The organism is Streptomyces sp. HUAS MS02 (assembly GCF_055702265.1).
The window spans coordinates 4543213-4558152 of the sequence record NZ_CM146747.1 but is presented as its reverse complement, the minus strand read 5'-3'; the positions used below and the strand labels follow the sequence as shown (position 1 = coordinate 4558152).

9 protein-coding genes are annotated in these 14940 nt (G+C 72.0%); 7 read left to right on the top strand and 2 right to left on the bottom strand.

Annotation, left to right across the window (positions count from 1 at the left end; translation table 11 throughout):
• Positions 1-269: 269 nt before the first annotated feature.
• From ACZ9QC_RS19550 to ACZ9QC_RS19520, 7 genes are all read left to right on the top strand, one after another.
• Positions 270-1478 carry a sensor histidine kinase gene (locus ACZ9QC_RS19550; RefSeq protein ID WP_472921297.1) on the top strand — a complete coding sequence of 403 codons (1209 nt, stop codon included), beginning with the start codon at positions 270-272 and terminating at the stop codon, positions 1476-1478.
• Positions 1479-1606: 128 nt separating this feature from the next.
• Entirely contained in the window at positions 1607-2302 is a 696-nt protein-coding gene (locus ACZ9QC_RS19545; RefSeq protein WP_472921734.1) for a response regulator, read from the top strand.
• A 197-nt stretch (positions 2303-2499) separates the two neighbouring features.
• Positions 2500-2916 carry a hypothetical protein gene (locus ACZ9QC_RS19540; protein ID WP_472921296.1) on the top strand — a complete coding sequence of 139 codons (417 nt, stop codon included), beginning with the start codon at positions 2500-2502 and terminating at the stop codon, positions 2914-2916.
• Positions 2917-2970: 54 nt separating this feature from the next.
• Positions 2971-3741, top strand: a complete 771-nt coding sequence (locus ACZ9QC_RS19535) for an ABC transporter ATP-binding protein (RefSeq protein WP_472921295.1) — start codon at positions 2971-2973, stop codon at positions 3739-3741.
• Positions 3738-6359, top strand: coding sequence for an ABC transporter permease (locus ACZ9QC_RS19530; RefSeq protein ID WP_472921294.1), 2622 nt, complete (start codon positions 3738-3740; stop codon positions 6357-6359). Before ACZ9QC_RS19535 ends, ACZ9QC_RS19530 begins: the two co-directional genes overlap by 4 nt.
• A 118-nt stretch (positions 6360-6477) precedes the next feature.
• The gene (locus ACZ9QC_RS19525; protein ID WP_472921293.1) at positions 6478-7110 is read left to right on the top strand and encodes an RNA polymerase sigma factor; all 633 of its coding nucleotides are present in this window, start codon (positions 6478-6480) and stop codon (positions 7108-7110) included.
• Position 7111: 1 nt separating this feature from the next.
• The gene (locus ACZ9QC_RS19520; RefSeq protein WP_472921292.1) at positions 7112-8059 is read left to right on the top strand and encodes a CU044_5270 family protein; all 948 of its coding nucleotides are present in this window, start codon (positions 7112-7114) and stop codon (positions 8057-8059) included.
• 161 nt (positions 8060-8220) lie between these two features.
• On the opposite strand, the gene ACZ9QC_RS19515 is transcribed toward ACZ9QC_RS19520, so the two are convergent.
• Positions 8221-9750 carry an NCS1 family nucleobase:cation symporter-1 gene (locus tag ACZ9QC_RS19515; RefSeq protein ID WP_472921291.1) on the bottom strand — a complete coding sequence of 510 codons (1530 nt, stop codon included), beginning with the start codon at positions 9748-9750 and terminating at the stop codon, positions 8221-8223.
• Positions 9751-10483: 733 nt separating this feature from the next.
• Positions 10484-14323, bottom strand: coding sequence for an nSTAND1 domain-containing NTPase (locus tag ACZ9QC_RS19510; protein ID WP_472921290.1), 3840 nt, complete (start codon positions 14321-14323; stop codon positions 10484-10486).
• Positions 14324-14940 lie beyond the last annotated feature (617 nt).

The window sequence follows — 14940 nt, the reverse complement described above, 5'->3', positions numbered from 1 at the left end:
GCACCGGATGCCCGGCAGGACCTTTCGCCCTTCGTCGCTCGACGAGGTTGCCCCGCGCGCGAATTGAGCGACACCGGCGCCGGGCGACAGGAGGAGGTCGCCGCCGGCACATCTCGCGGGTCTGCGAGAGCCGTTGCTCCACGCTCGTGTGTGCGTCGCTTCGGGACACGCTGCCCTTCGTCGGTCTGTGCGCCAGGACTTGGTGCCCGTCTGTCGAAGTCGAGCGCCAGGGCCACGAGTTCGGCGACCGGTCACGTAGCCTGGGGGCCATGTTGCGCCGCTTGCTGGCTCTGCCGTGGGTGCACACGGCGTACGACATCGCCATCGCCGTGCTGGTGTTCCTCATCGCCTTGAGCCACGACCGGACGGACGACCGACTCATCGGGTCGGCGATGGCCCTCGCACTGGTCTTCCGGCGGCGTCGGCCGATGACGGTGATGGCTCTGGTCGTGGGGCTCGCGCTGGCCCAGCAGCTGGTGGCGTCCGACCTGGCCGCGTACGACCTGGCCGTGCTCGTCGCGATGGTCTCGGTGGTCACCCACACCCGGACCATGTGGCACGCCCACACGGCGGGCGCGGTCGTGCTGCTCGGCGCGGTGCTGGCCTTCGGCGGGTTCGTCCCCTTCGGCGGATCGTCGACCGAGAGCCTCGTCGACATCGTCGCCTTCGGCGGTGTCTGTGTGGCCGTATGGCTGACCGCGATGGTGCTGCGGACCCGCCGGCTGTACGTGGCCAGCCTGGAAGCACGTGCCGCCACGGCCGAACGGGAGCGTGAGCATCTGGTGCGGCTCGCGGCCGCCGAGGAACGCGCCGAGATCGCCAGGGAGCTGCACGATGTGGTGGCCCACAGTCTGGCCGTGATGATCCTGCAGGCCGACGGCGCCGGCTACGTCCTCAGGTCCGACCCCGACAAGGCCGGTACGGCGCTGAAGGCGATCGGCGACACCGGGCGGGACGCGCTCGCGGACATGCATCGGATCGTGCGGGTCCTGCGCGGCGGCAACCGCGCCCCCGGCCAGGGCGAGGCGCCGGACCCGGACACCGATCGCCGCCGGATCTCGCTGGACGATCTGGAGACTGTGGCCGAGCGTGCCCGTACCGCGGGGCTGAAGGTGGACCTGGACGTCGAGGGCGACCGGAGCGGACTGTCGACGGCGGACGAACTGACCGTGCTGCGGGTCGTCCAGGAGAGCCTGACCAACGTACTGCGGCATGCCGGTCCCAGCGCCCACGTGACGATCACGCTGCGGTTCGTCAAGGACGCCGTACGGATCCGCGTGGTCGACGACGGGGCCGGCAGGCTGGCCGGCCCTCGGCCCGCGGCGGACCGCGTCAGCGGTGGCAACGGGCTGGTGGGCATGCGCGAGCGGTTGGAGGTGTCCGGCGGCAGTTTCACCGCCGGACCGCGTCTGGGTGCCGGTTGGCAGGTCGACGCGGAGCTTCCGGTGGAGACCTCGCCGGTGAGGACCTCGCGATGAACGACGCGACGAACGACGCGACGAACGACGGGATGAATGGCGGCACAGGCGATGGCGGCACAGGCGAGGGCGATGGCGAGGGCGAGGGCGATGGCGGTGACGGCGTGGGCGGCGATGGCGGTGACGGCATGAGCGGTGGTCATGACGGGACGCGGGACACCCGCGGGCCGATCCGTGTCGTCGTGGTGGACGATCAGCCACTGATCCGGGCGGGGTTCGCGATGGTGCTGGCCGCGCAGAGCGACATCGAGGTCGTGGGGGAGGCGGAGAACGGCGCGGACGCCCTGGCGTTGCTCGCCCGGACCACGGCCGATGTCGTCATCATGGACATCCGTATGCCCGTCATGGACGGGGTGGAGGCGACCCGGCGCCTGGTCCAACGCCCGGACAGGCCAAGGGTGTTGGTGCTCACCACGTTCGACACCGACGAGGACGCCTTCGCCGCGCTGCAGGCCGGGGCGAGCGGCTTCCTGCTGAAGAACACCCCGCCCGAGGACGTCGTGGCGGCGATCCGGGTCGTGGCCGCCGGCGAGTCCGTCGTGGCCCCGCGCGTCACGCGTCAACTCCTGGACCGGTTCGCGGGCAAGCTGCATCCCTCGCCCCGCCACGACGAGCGGCTCGACCTGCTGACAGCGCGCGAACGAGAGGTGCTGGAACTGGTCGCCGAGGGCCTGTCCAACAGCGAGATCGCCGGTCGGCTGTTCATCGCGGAGGGAACCGTGAAGACCCACTTCGGAAAGATCCTCACGAAGCTGGATCTGCGCGACCGCGTACAGGCCGTCATCTTCGCCTACGACTCCGGCCTGGTGAGCCCCGCGAGCTGACGACTCGGCGGGACTGCGACCACGGTCGTAGTCCCGCTCTGCCTCCGCGGTCGCAGACCGGCGGCCCACAGATCAGGTTCTGAACCGATGTGCCGGTGCCGCCCATTCTCCGAGAATCAACCGTGTTGCTCGACGAACGGTCGACCAGAAAACCGGAATGAACCGGACCGCACGGAATACCTTTCTCGGAGGCTGTCATGACCGCTGTTTCCCGCCCGCGCAAGACCAAGGCAATTGTTTTCGGCGCTGTCGCCGCGGTCCTGTCGGCGGTGATCGCGACCGGCGCCGCATTCTGGTGGCAGGAGCGCAACGAGCCCAGCCAGGCGTCCAGGTCCGACTGCGCCCTCGCCCAGCGACTCATCGACTCCGCGCGGGACATCCCCGCTGACAGGGCGGGTGTCGAGCAGTGGGAGAAGGCCGCGCAGAAGGGCAGGGCGGACCTCAAGGACGGATATCTCGCCGCCGGCGTCTCCAATTACCACGGACTGGCCGCCATGAAGGCGAAGGGCGAGGCGAACCCGACCGAAAAGAAGGTGACGCAGCTGTCGGACCAGGCCAATGAGCACTGCGCGGACGCCCTTGTCACGCTCACTTTCCCGCCCCTTTCCTCCTGACGCTCCCGCGGAGAAGGGAAAGGCGAAATCATGGTGATGAGGCAGGGAGCGGACATGCTCACGACCCACGGTGGGGACATCGCCGCGGCCGTCGATCTGGTGAAGACCTATCAGCAGGGCGAGAGCGAGATCAGGGCCCTGGACGGGGTGACGGTCGGCTTCGACACCGCGCGGTTCACGGCGATCGTGGGCCCTTCCGGCTCGGGCAAGTCGACCTTGATGCACTGTCTGGCCGGTCTCGACTCGCCCACCTCGGGTCAAGTGGTCCTGGACGGCATGGAGTTGACCGGTCTGTCCGACCGGGCACTGACCCGGGTACGGCGGGACAAGGTCGGCTTCGTCTTCCAGTCGTTCAACCTGCTGCCGCAGCTGAGCGCTCTGGACAACATCGCGCTGCCGGTCACCATGTCCGGCCAGCAGCTGGATCGCGACCTGCTCGACCACCTCGTCGGTGTGCTCGGCATCGGCGACCGGATGTCCCACCGGCCCGGCGAGCTCTCCGGTGGACAGCAGCAGCGCGTGGCGCTGGCCCGGGCCCTGGTGGCCCGGCCCGCCGTGGTCTTCGCCGACGAGCCCACCGGCAACCTGGACTCGCGGTCGGGCACGGAGGTACTCGAATTCCTGCGCCGCTCCGTACGCGACCTCGGTCAGACCGTGATCATGGTGACGCACGACCCGCGTGCCGCCGCCCACGCCGACCGTGTGCTCGTCCTCGCCGACGGACGGGTCGTCGACGACGTCGACCACCCGTCCGTCGGTGACGTCGACACGGCCATCGGCGCGGATGTCGCCCGGGCGCCGCGGATCACGGGGAGGGCCGGATGAACCCCTCCTGGCGCGCGAGCGTCCTCGGGTCACAGCTGGCCGAACTGTTCCGCAGGCCCGGGCGGTTGCTGACGACGGGGCTGTCGGTGCTGGTGGCCGCCTTCGTGGTCTTCGCCACGGTCATGGCCCAGCAGATCACCACGAACACCGCCCTCGACCGCTTCCGCGGCACCCCCGAAGCCGTGAGCCTGATCGCGACCACCGACGGCTCGTCGCCCCACATCGGCGACGCCGTGCTGAAGCGGATCCGCGCACTGCCCGGCGTGGCCGAGGCCGTCGGCCGGGTGGAGTCCGGTGCACCGCTCGCCGGTCCGTCCGAGCGCTACCTCCAGATCCACTCCGACCCCGGCACCGGGCCGCTGTCCCAGGCCCGGCTCGTCAAGGGGAGCTATCCCGACGCCGCCGGCCAGATCGCCGTCAACAGCCGGGCCGCCGAAGAGCTGGAGCTCGCCCCCGGCACCCGTACCACCCTGCTGATGCTCGACCCCGGGAACACGGACAAGACCGTCGAGGTCCCCGTCACCGTCACCGGGGTGGTGCGGAGCACCACGGTCGCCGAGCAGCAGACCGGCGCTTACACCACCGACGCTTATGTCACCCGTTTCACGGATCTGCCGGGCTATCCGCGCGTGGACATCCGCGCGAAGGACGGTGTCCCGGAGAGCGAGCTGTCCCAGCAGGTGCGCGCCGTGCTCGACGAGGCGTCCTCCACCGCCGTACTCAAGTCCGGCAGCGAGGTACGCGCCCAGGAGGCACGCGAGGCCGTGGGAGGGGACCTCAAGGAGGTCTTCCTGCTCATCTCCGTGTTCCTGGCCGTGGCGGTGGGAGCCGCTGCCCTGGTCGCCACCTCGACGTTCCGCATCGTCTTCGCGCAGCGGCTTCGGCAGTTGGCACTCCTGCGCGCCATCGGTGCCCCGCAGCGCCGGCTGGTGACCGCACTCGCCGTCGAGGGCGCCCTCGTGGGCGTGGTCGCGGGCTCGCTCGGTGTGCTGACGGCGCTGGCCGCCGCACAACTCGCCCCACCGGCCGCCCGCCTCCTCGCGGGACAGGAACTCTCGGCACCCGGCTTTCCCCTGGCGCACGCCGTGCTGGTGGTCGTGGGAACCGTGCTGGTGACGGTGTGCGCGGTCCTCGCCCCCGCCCTGTCGGCGGCCGGTGTGTCACCGCTCCAGGCACTGCGCGCCGCGGGCACCGTCACCGCGGAGAGCCGCATCCGCCCCGCCCGGCTCGTCACCGGAATCGCCCTCGCCGCCGCGGCCACGGGGCTCGCCGCCCTGCTCCTCGACCAGCTGCCCCGGCCGGGCCAGGAGGACTACGACCGCGACGGCGCGATGCTGCTCACCGTCGCCTCGGCGGCCCTCTCCTTCCTGGCGCTCATCGCCCTGGGCCCGCTCCTGGTCCGCCCCGTCCTGACCGTGGCCGGATGGCCACTGCGCCGGCTGGGCACCACCGGCAGGCTGGCCGTCAGCGGTGTCGGAGGGACACCGCGCCGTGCCGCGGCCGTCTCCGTCGTCGTCGCCCTCGGCGTCGCCCTGGTCTCCGGAGCCCTCGTCAGCGTCGCGTGCCTCACCGGCCACGCGGAACGCACGGCGGCCGTCGAGGCGCCCGCCGACTTCCGTGTCGCGGCTGACGGCAAGGGCCTGGACGCCACCGTCGTACGGCGGTTCGCCGCGTCCCCCCAGCTCACCCATGTCACCGGCTACCGCACCCTGGAGGTCACCGTGGGCCCCGAGGGACAGCGCACGGAGATCGCGGTATCGGACCTGGACCCGAACGCCCTGCGCACCGGCAGGTCCATCACCACCGCCACCGGCTCCCTCGACGACCTCGGCCCGGGCAGCGCCGTGGTCGCGTCCCGGGTGGCCGACCTCCTCGGTGTGAAGGCGGGCGACACCCTCACCCTCCCTGTCCCACAGGCGGCTTCGCACGAGCGGAAGGACAACCGTCGCCGCGGCGAGATCCACCTGACCGTCGCCGCCACACTGCCCGGTGAGGGCCCGGTCCTCACGGATGTGCTCGTCGTACCCGCCGACCTCGACCGGATGGGCGCCACCGGATACGCGAGCGGCATCCTCGCCGACGCCGCCGCCGAGGGCTTCGCCGCCCGCGGCGAGGCGCACCGGGCGCTGGAGGCCACGATCCGCGAACACGTCCCCGACCCCGACGGCGTCAGCATCAGCGTCCTGGCCGAGGGCCGGGACAGCGAACGGGACACGATCCGGTTCATGGGCACCACCGCACTCGGGCTCGTCGCCCTGACCGTCCTCATCGCGGTCGTCGGTGTCACGGCCACCACCAGCCTGACCGCGATCGAACGCACCCGCGAGTTCGGACTGCTGCGCGCTCTGGGCCTGGGCGGCGGCGCACTGCGGCGGACCATCAGCATGGAAGCCGGCCTGTACGGCGTCCTCGGCGGCGTCCTCGGTCTGGCCCTCGGCATCCCCTACGCATGGCTGCTCATCCGCATCGCCGTCACCGACGCACCCCTGCGACTGCCCACCGGACAACTGCTGGCCGTCTTCGCCGGCCTGGCCGTCCTCACCGCACTGGCCGGCTTCCTGCCCGCCCGCCGCGCCACCCGAGTCACTCCCATGACGGCCTTGGGCAGCACCGAATGATCCGAGGCGGGCGAGAGCCCGTGGGCTGCCCGGGCACACGGACCGACGCGTCTGCGTGCGAGGGGTTCCGCACCCGCGCGTGAACCCTCCTGGCCGCTTCGGACAACAGGGGGGTGGAATGCACTCCACTCCTACTGCACGAAGAAGTGAGGGCCTCGTGGGGGATCCACCCACCGACGACGCGCTGGTCATCCAGGAATCCCTGGAGCAGCCGGAGATATTCGCCCGGCTCTACGACAGACACGCCGCCGAGATCCACCGGTACGTGATGCGCCGGCTGGGCGACAGTCACGCCGACGACATCACGGCGCAGACCTTCCTCATCGCCTTCCGCAACCGTGCCCGCTACGACGTCGCGCGCGCCAGCGCCCGGCCGTGGCTCTACGGCATCGCCGGCAACCTCATCGGCAGCCACCGCCGCTCCGAGGTGCGGGCGTTGCGGGCGCTGGCCCGTACCGGCGTCGACCCGGTGGCCGAGTCCTGGTCGGAACGGGCCGACGAGCGGGTGACGGCCGCGGCCTCGCAGCAGGCGCTGGCCGGGGCGATCGCGGACTTGCCCGGGAAGGACCGGCATGTGCTGCTGCTGGTCGCCTGGGCGGATTTCACCTACCAGGAGTGTGCCGACGCCCTCGGGGTGCCGGTCGGCACGGTCCGCTCCCGGCTGAACCGGGCGCGGCGCAGGATGCGCAAGGCGCTCGGCGCCGACCCCACCCTCGTAAGCGACCACAACGGGGCGGTAACCCATGGATGACATGACCAGGCTGAGCGAGTTGCGCGCCGACGCGCCGACGCCGGACCGGGCGCGGCTGGTTGCCGGCCGCCAGAAGCTGCTGAGCGCAGCGCAGCAGGGCTCTGCCCGCGGGATGCGGTGGGACTGGCGCGTGACGGCCGCGGGGGTCGCCGCGACGGTGGTCACCATCGCGGTGCTGGTGACCATGCTCGTCGGGGGCGATGAACCCGAGCGCGGCGTGCAGCCTGCCGGCCCCGACCTGACGTCCGCGACGGCACTGCTGGAGCAGGCGGCGGAAGTGGTGTCGCAGCAGCCGGATCCGCGTCCGCGCGACGGCCAGTGGGTCTACCTGAAGACCGCGCAGTGCCGATACGGAGCGTCGGACGCGGCGCCCGACGCAAAGCCCGAGGTGAGCGAGGAGTGGGTCCAGTACGACAGCCCCGCGAGGGAGGACGACACGGACGGCGACGACGAGCCCTCGCAGCGGCGACTGTATCGCCTGCTCGCCTCGCTGCCGGACGACCCCGCCGAGATCCGTAGGCGGGCGGCGGACATGTTCCCCCTGGGCAAGGACACGGGCTTGACGGATGAGCAGGTCGAGACCTTCGCGCTCCTGGCGACCCTCGACGAGGCCTATCCCGTGCATCCGCGGGGGATGGCCAAGCTGTTCCGGGCCCTGGCCGCGGACCCCGGGATCGAGGTGGTCCCGCACCTGGTGAAGGACCCCCTGGGGCAGGACGCCATCGCCATATACCCGGACCTGGGCGGCAAGGCCGTTCAGCGCCGGGAGTACCTCCTCGACCCCGACTCCTTCCAGTACCGGGGGAACCAGTCGGTCGCGGTGCGCGACTACGAGGAGAAGTACGAGGACGGCTCGTCGGCCGGGCGCTCGTACAAGAAGGGCGAGGTCACATTCTGCGAGTTGAAGACGACCCAGTCCCTCGTCGACCGGGACGGCGAGAAGCCCTGAACCGGCCGGGCGGGGCGCCCCACGGGCAGTCCCGCCCGCGGCCGGAGCCCGAGCGGACCGACGGGAAGCGCGCTCCCGGGCCGAAAAGGGCGCCCGACCGGCATCAGCCCAGTTCGGGCCAGGTCGGGCGCCCTGCTCGGGTCGCCGGCAGAAACTGACTCCTATGCCTCTGTCGCCTCTGTCGCCTCCGGCGCTTCCGTTGCCGCCGTCCTCGCGGTGAGGGGGCTCTTGCCCTTGCTGAACGCGAAGTAGAGCGCACCGGCCACGACGACTCCGATGAACCAGGAGTACGGCCCCAGCGCGGCCCCGTATCCGGACGGTCCGTAGACGGGGAGGATGCTGGAGAAGACGGCGCCCACCACACCGGCGGCGAACGCCCGTATGTTCCAGCCCCCCTGGAAGCGGAACTCCCCGTCTTCCTTGTACAGGGCGGGCACGTTCAGCTGTGTCTTCCGGATGAGGTAGTAGTCGACGATGATCACACCGAAGATGGGGCCCATCGTCGAGCCGATGGCGTTGACGAAGCTGGGGGCGTTGTCCCAGGGGTGGAGCGGGTAGAGCAGCAGCGCGATGACGGCGGCGATGAGGCCGCCCCGGCGGAAGGTCACGTGCTTCGGGGCCACGTTGGCGAAGTCGAAGGCGGGACTGACGAAGTTGGCGACAACGTTGATGCCGAGGGTCGCCACGGCGAAGGTCAAGGCGGCGAGCAGGACGAGGAACGCGCTGTCGAACTTGGCGGAGATCTCGGCCGGTTCGAGGATGACCTCGCCGTACACCGTGCTGGCGGCGGCCGTGGTGATCGCGGCGACGAGGGAGAAGAGGATCAGGTTGACGGGCAGGCCCCAGATGTTGCCCTTCTTCAGAGCCTTCGTGTCCGGGGTGAAGCGTGCGAAGTCACCGAAGTTGAGGAACAGGGCGGCGAAGTAGGTGACCCAGGTGGCGGCTATCGCCGCGATCGCGGCGAACGAGCCGGGGCTGACGTCGAGGCCGGTGGCGCTCTTGGCGAGTGCGGCAAGGTCGCCGCTCGGCATGTCGACGGAGAAGGACAGCGTCCCGGCCTTCACGGACAGCGCGATCGCGAGGATCAGCATCATCACCCAGACCGCCGGGCCGGCGAAGTCCTGGAAACGGCGGACCGTTTCCATCCCCTTGCTGATGATGAGCAGCTGGGCGGCCCACACACCGAGGTAGCACAGCACTTCGAGGCCGCTGTGGTCGAAGAGCCGACTGGTCTCGTGCAGATGCTTGGGTCCGTCGTAGCGGACCAGGAAGGCCACGATGGCGCCGGCGGCGGCGCTGGTCTGGGCGCCGTACCAGAAGGTGGCGACCACGGCCCGTACGAGGGCCGGGACGTTGGCGCCGAAGGTGCCGAACGAGGCGCGGGCGAGGACCGGGTAGGGAACGCCGGTCTTGACGCCCGCCTTGCCGATGAGGGTCATCAGCCAGTAGATGATCAGCGAGCCCACACCGATGCCGATGAGGAACTTGAAGGTGTTGCCCGCGACGAGGAACAGGCTGGCGGCCAGGAAGTAGCCGTACAGACTGTGCACGTCCGAGGTCCAGACGTTGAAGATGCTGAAGGCGCCCCACTTGCGTTCGGTCGCGGGGGCGAGGTCCGCGTTGTAGAGACGGGAGGAGTACCCGGGCGGGGCGGTGGTTCTGTCCGCGTCCGCGCTGTCCGTGACCGTCATGTCCTGCTCCTTCTTGCTGTGCCCCGTCCCCTACCGGCGCCGCGCCGGACGGTTGATTGCGGCAGCTAACGGCCCGGTTGTTGCACCGGCGTGTCGGACGCGTACCAGACCCGTCAACGGAAAACCCCTTCCATTTCCAGGATCGAGTCGCCGGTCGATCCCGCTGCGGCGGGTGTGGTTGGACACCGCGTAAGGGACACCCCCCGGTCGTGCTGCGGAAGAGGTCCGTCCACGAGGCGGCTTCCGCGGTGACGGTTTACCTGACCTCCACGAGCGGATATCGGCGGTCCAGGCCGGCCGGTCCGGCGTGAACGTCAACAGGCCTTCCCCGGGCGGACTTTGCCTCGGCGTACGGGGGAGCGTGAGCCCGGCGCATGTGCGGTCGCCGTCGGGCCGGTGGCCGGCACGGTGGCCGCCACGGTGGCCGCGAGGCCGATGCGGCTGCCGGTCTCCGAGGTCGTTGAGAAGGCCGGCATGCCGCATCACGGTAGGCACGGGCGGTCCCGTGATCACTTGTGGCCGGTAGCGCACCACTAACCCCCAGGTGTGCGTGCCGGTGTGGACGACACCGGGATCTCCGGCCCGCCCAGGTCGATGCGCTCGCCGAAGCCATCGATGTCCGCCGACGCCTCATGGTGCCGAAGAACGAGGGACGCTCGATCGGAGCCGTGCGGAACCGCATGGCCCGGGCCGGGGAGCACCGCAGCGCATGTCGAGCACGGCAATGCCGGACTCATCCGTCGTCGCACACCTTGCGGTACGGCACGTCACGCACGTACGTCCGCCACTGCGCCCGCGTCAGCTCGCGCACTCCCGCCCGTGCGCACACCGACTCGACCGCCAGGGCCGGGTCGATCGTGTAGCGCTGGAGAGGCACGTGCGCGCTTCCCGCGTACACCGTGCCGCTGTCCGCGCCGAACGCCACGGTGTCGATCGCGTCGCCGGGTGTGGTCAGGAGGCCGCCGAGCGGCTGCTGGGTGGCGATGTCCCACAGCTGGAGGCTTCCCGCCTCGCCGCCCACCGCCAGCGTGCGCCCGTCGGGGCTGATGGCGAGGGCGCTGACGGCCTCGGAGGTGTCGTCGCCGAGCGGGTCGGACCCGGGGTCGTCTGCGCCGGCCATTCCCTTCGGGAACGCGGGGAAGACGTTCGGCAGGATGCCCTCCCGCTGCCGGACCGCTCCGTCCCACAGCGCCACCCGGCCCGTCTCGTCCCCCGCCGCGATCCGCGAACCGTCCGGAGCGAAGGCGAGGGCGCCGATCTGGCTGCCCTGGACCAGGTCGCGTCCGGTGGCCTTGCCGCCTGGCAGGCTCGCCGTGCGGTTGTCGCCGACCAGGAGCCCGTCGTCGGGACGGACGGCCAAGTGACTGCTGGACAGGCCGGTGACGACGGCCGTCCGGCGGTGGCGGGCGACGTCCCAGGTCTCGTTGGCCAGCTCGCCGACGTCCGGTGTACGGGTGACGTGGAGCGTGCGGGCGTCCGGGCCGAGGGCGATCGTGATCACCGCACCGGCCGACTGTTTCTCCGTACCGGCCGGCGTCGGCGCCGCCAGGTCCAGCGTCGTACGGACCCGGCCGCGGGTGACGTCCCAGAGGGTGAGGCGCTGCGGGGACGCCTCGTAACCGGGCGCCGAGACGGTGTAGGCGAGCGCCTTGCCGTCGGGGGTGAAGGCCAGAAGGGGGAGGGCGTACTCCGGGATCAGCGGCCGGGAGGGGTCGTGCGACACGGGGAGCCGCGGGGGCGGCAGGGTGGCGAGCAGTCGTTTGTCGCGGGCGTCGCGCAGCTCGAAGCGGTAGGTGCCGCCGGTGCGTTGCGCGGTGGCGAAGGTGCGGCCGTCGGGGCTGATCAGCACGTCGTCCGCCGGCTGGTCCTGCCAGGCGGAGGTCACGGCCGTCGCGACGTCCAGGGAGTGGACCGTGCCGGCCTCCAGATAGCGCAGGACCGGGCGTGCGGGATCCCAGGCCAGGCCGCCGTAGAGGTGCTGGTTGTTGAGGGAGTGCCGAAACACCGGGGCGTCGGTGCCCAGCCGCCACACCATGATCTCCTCCCCGTCGGCGGTCGCCAGGAAGTGCCCGTCCGCGCTGAAGGCGGCGTACTTCACTCCCGCGTCGGGGAGGTCGGCCAGCTGCCCGCCCGAGTGCAGGTCCCAGACCCGCACGCCGCTCTGGAGCACCGCGGCGAACCTCCCCCGGCTTCCGCCCGAGGCCACCCCCGTCTCGTTTCGCCCGCCCCCACCGAACACCAGCTGCGAGAACTCGTCGCCGCAGATGTCGCCCGCGCGTTCCCAGCGCCCGTGTACCGTGCGCCGGGTCGTGAGGTCCTGGACCTGCGGCCCGCCGCCTCCCCCGCCGGGGCAGACCGCGATCAGCCGGCCGTCCGCACTCGGCGCCGTGTGGCGAGACTCCGCCTCGAACAGCAGCTTTCCGTCCGCGGCCGAGTGCACCCGCACCCGGAGGTCGTTCACCCCGCTCACGACGTACACGCCCTCGCCGAAGTCCACGACGGACGACGCCGGCAGCCGGTCGCCGACCCAGCGTCCGGCGGCGGTGTCCCACAGCCGTAGCCCGTCGCCCGGGCCGTTTCCCTGGATGGCCAGCAGCCGCCCGTCCGGACTCGCCCCGACCGCGGTGCCGCCCTCCGGCAGCCGCCCCTCGGCGATCCGCCGGTGCCGTGCCACGTCCCAGGTCCGCCAGGTGCGCCCCTCGACGCTGAGCAGGGTGCGACCGGAGTCCGTCAGACGGCGGAAGGGGCCGTCGCCCGGCGCCTGGTCACTGAAGGTGTCCAGTTCCTGCTGGCCGAGCGAACCCAGCAGCGCCCGCCGGGTCTCCGGCAGCTCGGCCACCCGCCAGGCGGCGACGCCCAGCAGCTGTGCGGTGCGCGGGTCGGTCGTGCGCAGGCCGTCCGCGACGGCGGCGATGCGGCGGGCCGCGTCGTCGTTGCGGCGGCGCTCGTTGTCCCGGCCCTGCGTCCAGGCGGCGAGACCCGCGACCAGCGCCACCACGAGGACCGCCGCCAGTACGCCCATCCCGGCCCGTGCCCGGCGCGTGGATCGGGCGGCGGCCCGGCGTTCCGCCTCCCGGGCCGCCAGCGCGGCGGTGAGGAACTCGCGTTCCGGCACGGTCAGGGAGTAGTCGTGCTCGTGGTCGGGGAACAGCTCCGCCGCCCGGTCCAGGCGGGTGCCCCGGTAGAGAGCGCCGGGGTCGCGGTCGTGCTCCAGCCAGATGCGGGCGGCATCGGTCAGCGCGCGGCGGGGGCGCAGCCGCTCGCGGTCCTCCTCGATCCAGCCACGCAGCCGGGGCCAGCTGGTGATCAGCGCCTCGTGGGCGAGCTGGACGGCGTCCTCGTCGACGGTCAGCAGCCGGGCGCGGGCCAGCCGCTCCACCACCACGGGCACGTGGGGGCAGGCGACCTCCGCGCGCTCGGCCCGGGTCAGCGGGCGCCGGGTGTCCGGGGTGCCCTGGCCGGGCTCGACCATCCGCAGCAGCAGCCACCGGGCGGCATCCGCCTGCTCCGCGGTCAGCTGCCCGTACGCCTCCTCCGCGCTCGCCGCGATCGCGCCGCGCACCCCGCCCGCCGCCTGGTACGCGGCCAGGGTGAGCACCCGGCCCTTGCGCCGCCGCCAGGTCTCCAGCAGGGCGTGCGAGAGCATCGGCAGCCCGCCGGGCTCGTCGAGGACCTCCTCCACGATCCGCGCGGTCAGCTCCCGCTCCACCAGGTGCCCGACCTCCTGCGCCGGCTTGACGACCGCCTCCCGCAGCTCCTCCGCGGTCATCGGGCCGACCAGCAGTCCGGCGCCGCACAGCGTGTCCGCCAGACCGCGGTGCTCGCCACAGCGGGGGTAGAAGTCGGCCCGTACGGCGATGAGGACGCGCAGCCGGCTGCCGGGGTCCCGGGCGGCGAGCAGCAGGTCGATGAACCGGGCCCGCTCGGCCCGGTCCCGGCACAGGGTGAAGACCTCCTCGAACTGGTCCACCACGACCCAGCTCTCGGGCTCGTCCGCCGCCGGGGTCAGCAGATGGCCGTACCTGGTGGCCGGGCGGTCGCCGGGCGTGAGCACCCGCAGCACCGCCGGGCAGTCCCGGTCCGCGATCTCCTCCCGGAGCCGGGGTATCAGTCCGGCCCGCAGCAGGGACGACTTCCCGCTGCCGGAGGCGCCGAACACCGCGGCGAACCGGTGCCCGCACACCAGCTGGAGCAGGTCCTCCGTCAGGCGGGCCCGCCCGAAGAACAGCCCCTGGTCGGCCGGCTCGAACCGGGCGAGGCCCCGGTAGGGCGGCGCCGCCTCCTCGTCGTCCTCGCGGACCTCCCCGGCCACCTCCGCCTCGGCGTCCTTCCACCGCGGCTCCCACTCGTCCGGGTCGCCGCCGCAGGCCCGTACATAGCCCTGGACGACGGCGAGGGACGGCAGCCGTTCACCGGCCGCGGCCTGCGACAGCGTTGTCGCGGAGAAGCCCGCCGGCTCGGCCATCTTCCGGTACGAGGGGCTCCCCGCGGCCTTGCGCAGCTCCCGCAGCTCGTGCGCGAGCCGCGGCACGGGACCGGCCGTCGGGTCCAGCGGTCTTTCCGGGCGCGCCATGCGCACACCTCCGTACGGCTGGCGAAAGGGACATCGAGCGCGACGAACGTACAAGCCGCCGGGTAGCGACAAGGTTGCCAACGGGTGACGTACGGGCGAGGCGGCATGTGACGTCCATCAAGCCTCCTTCCGCCCACGAGATTGATCGGCCTGGCAGATGGGACGTGCACAGCAACGTTCCGGTTGCGGGCGTCGGCGGGGCAAGGCCGATCCCGGCACTCCGAACACCTGGAGGACAGCACATGCCCCACACGGACATGCGGACGATCGACCGGTGGAACCGGCTCATCGGCGTCCCGCTCACGGCCCTGGCCGACTACGCCCTCGTCCTGAACACGGCCAAGGGCCGGCCGTGACCCGACCGGCATTGATTGCCCTGATCGGACGGGCTGACGATCAACTCTCCGACTGCCAGTCTTGAACCCGTGCCCCTCATCCCCCCCCGAGGGGCAGAAACAGCCGCCGGCGGACACTCCCCCCCCCCCCCCGTCCGCCGGCGGCTTCTGGCGTGGCCGTCAGCGCCCGACGTGGCCCACGAAGGCGACGTACGCCTCCGGCGAGAGGGCGAGGGCGCCGACCCGGGGGTCTTGGAGTCGCGGACGGCGATGTGGGGGTGA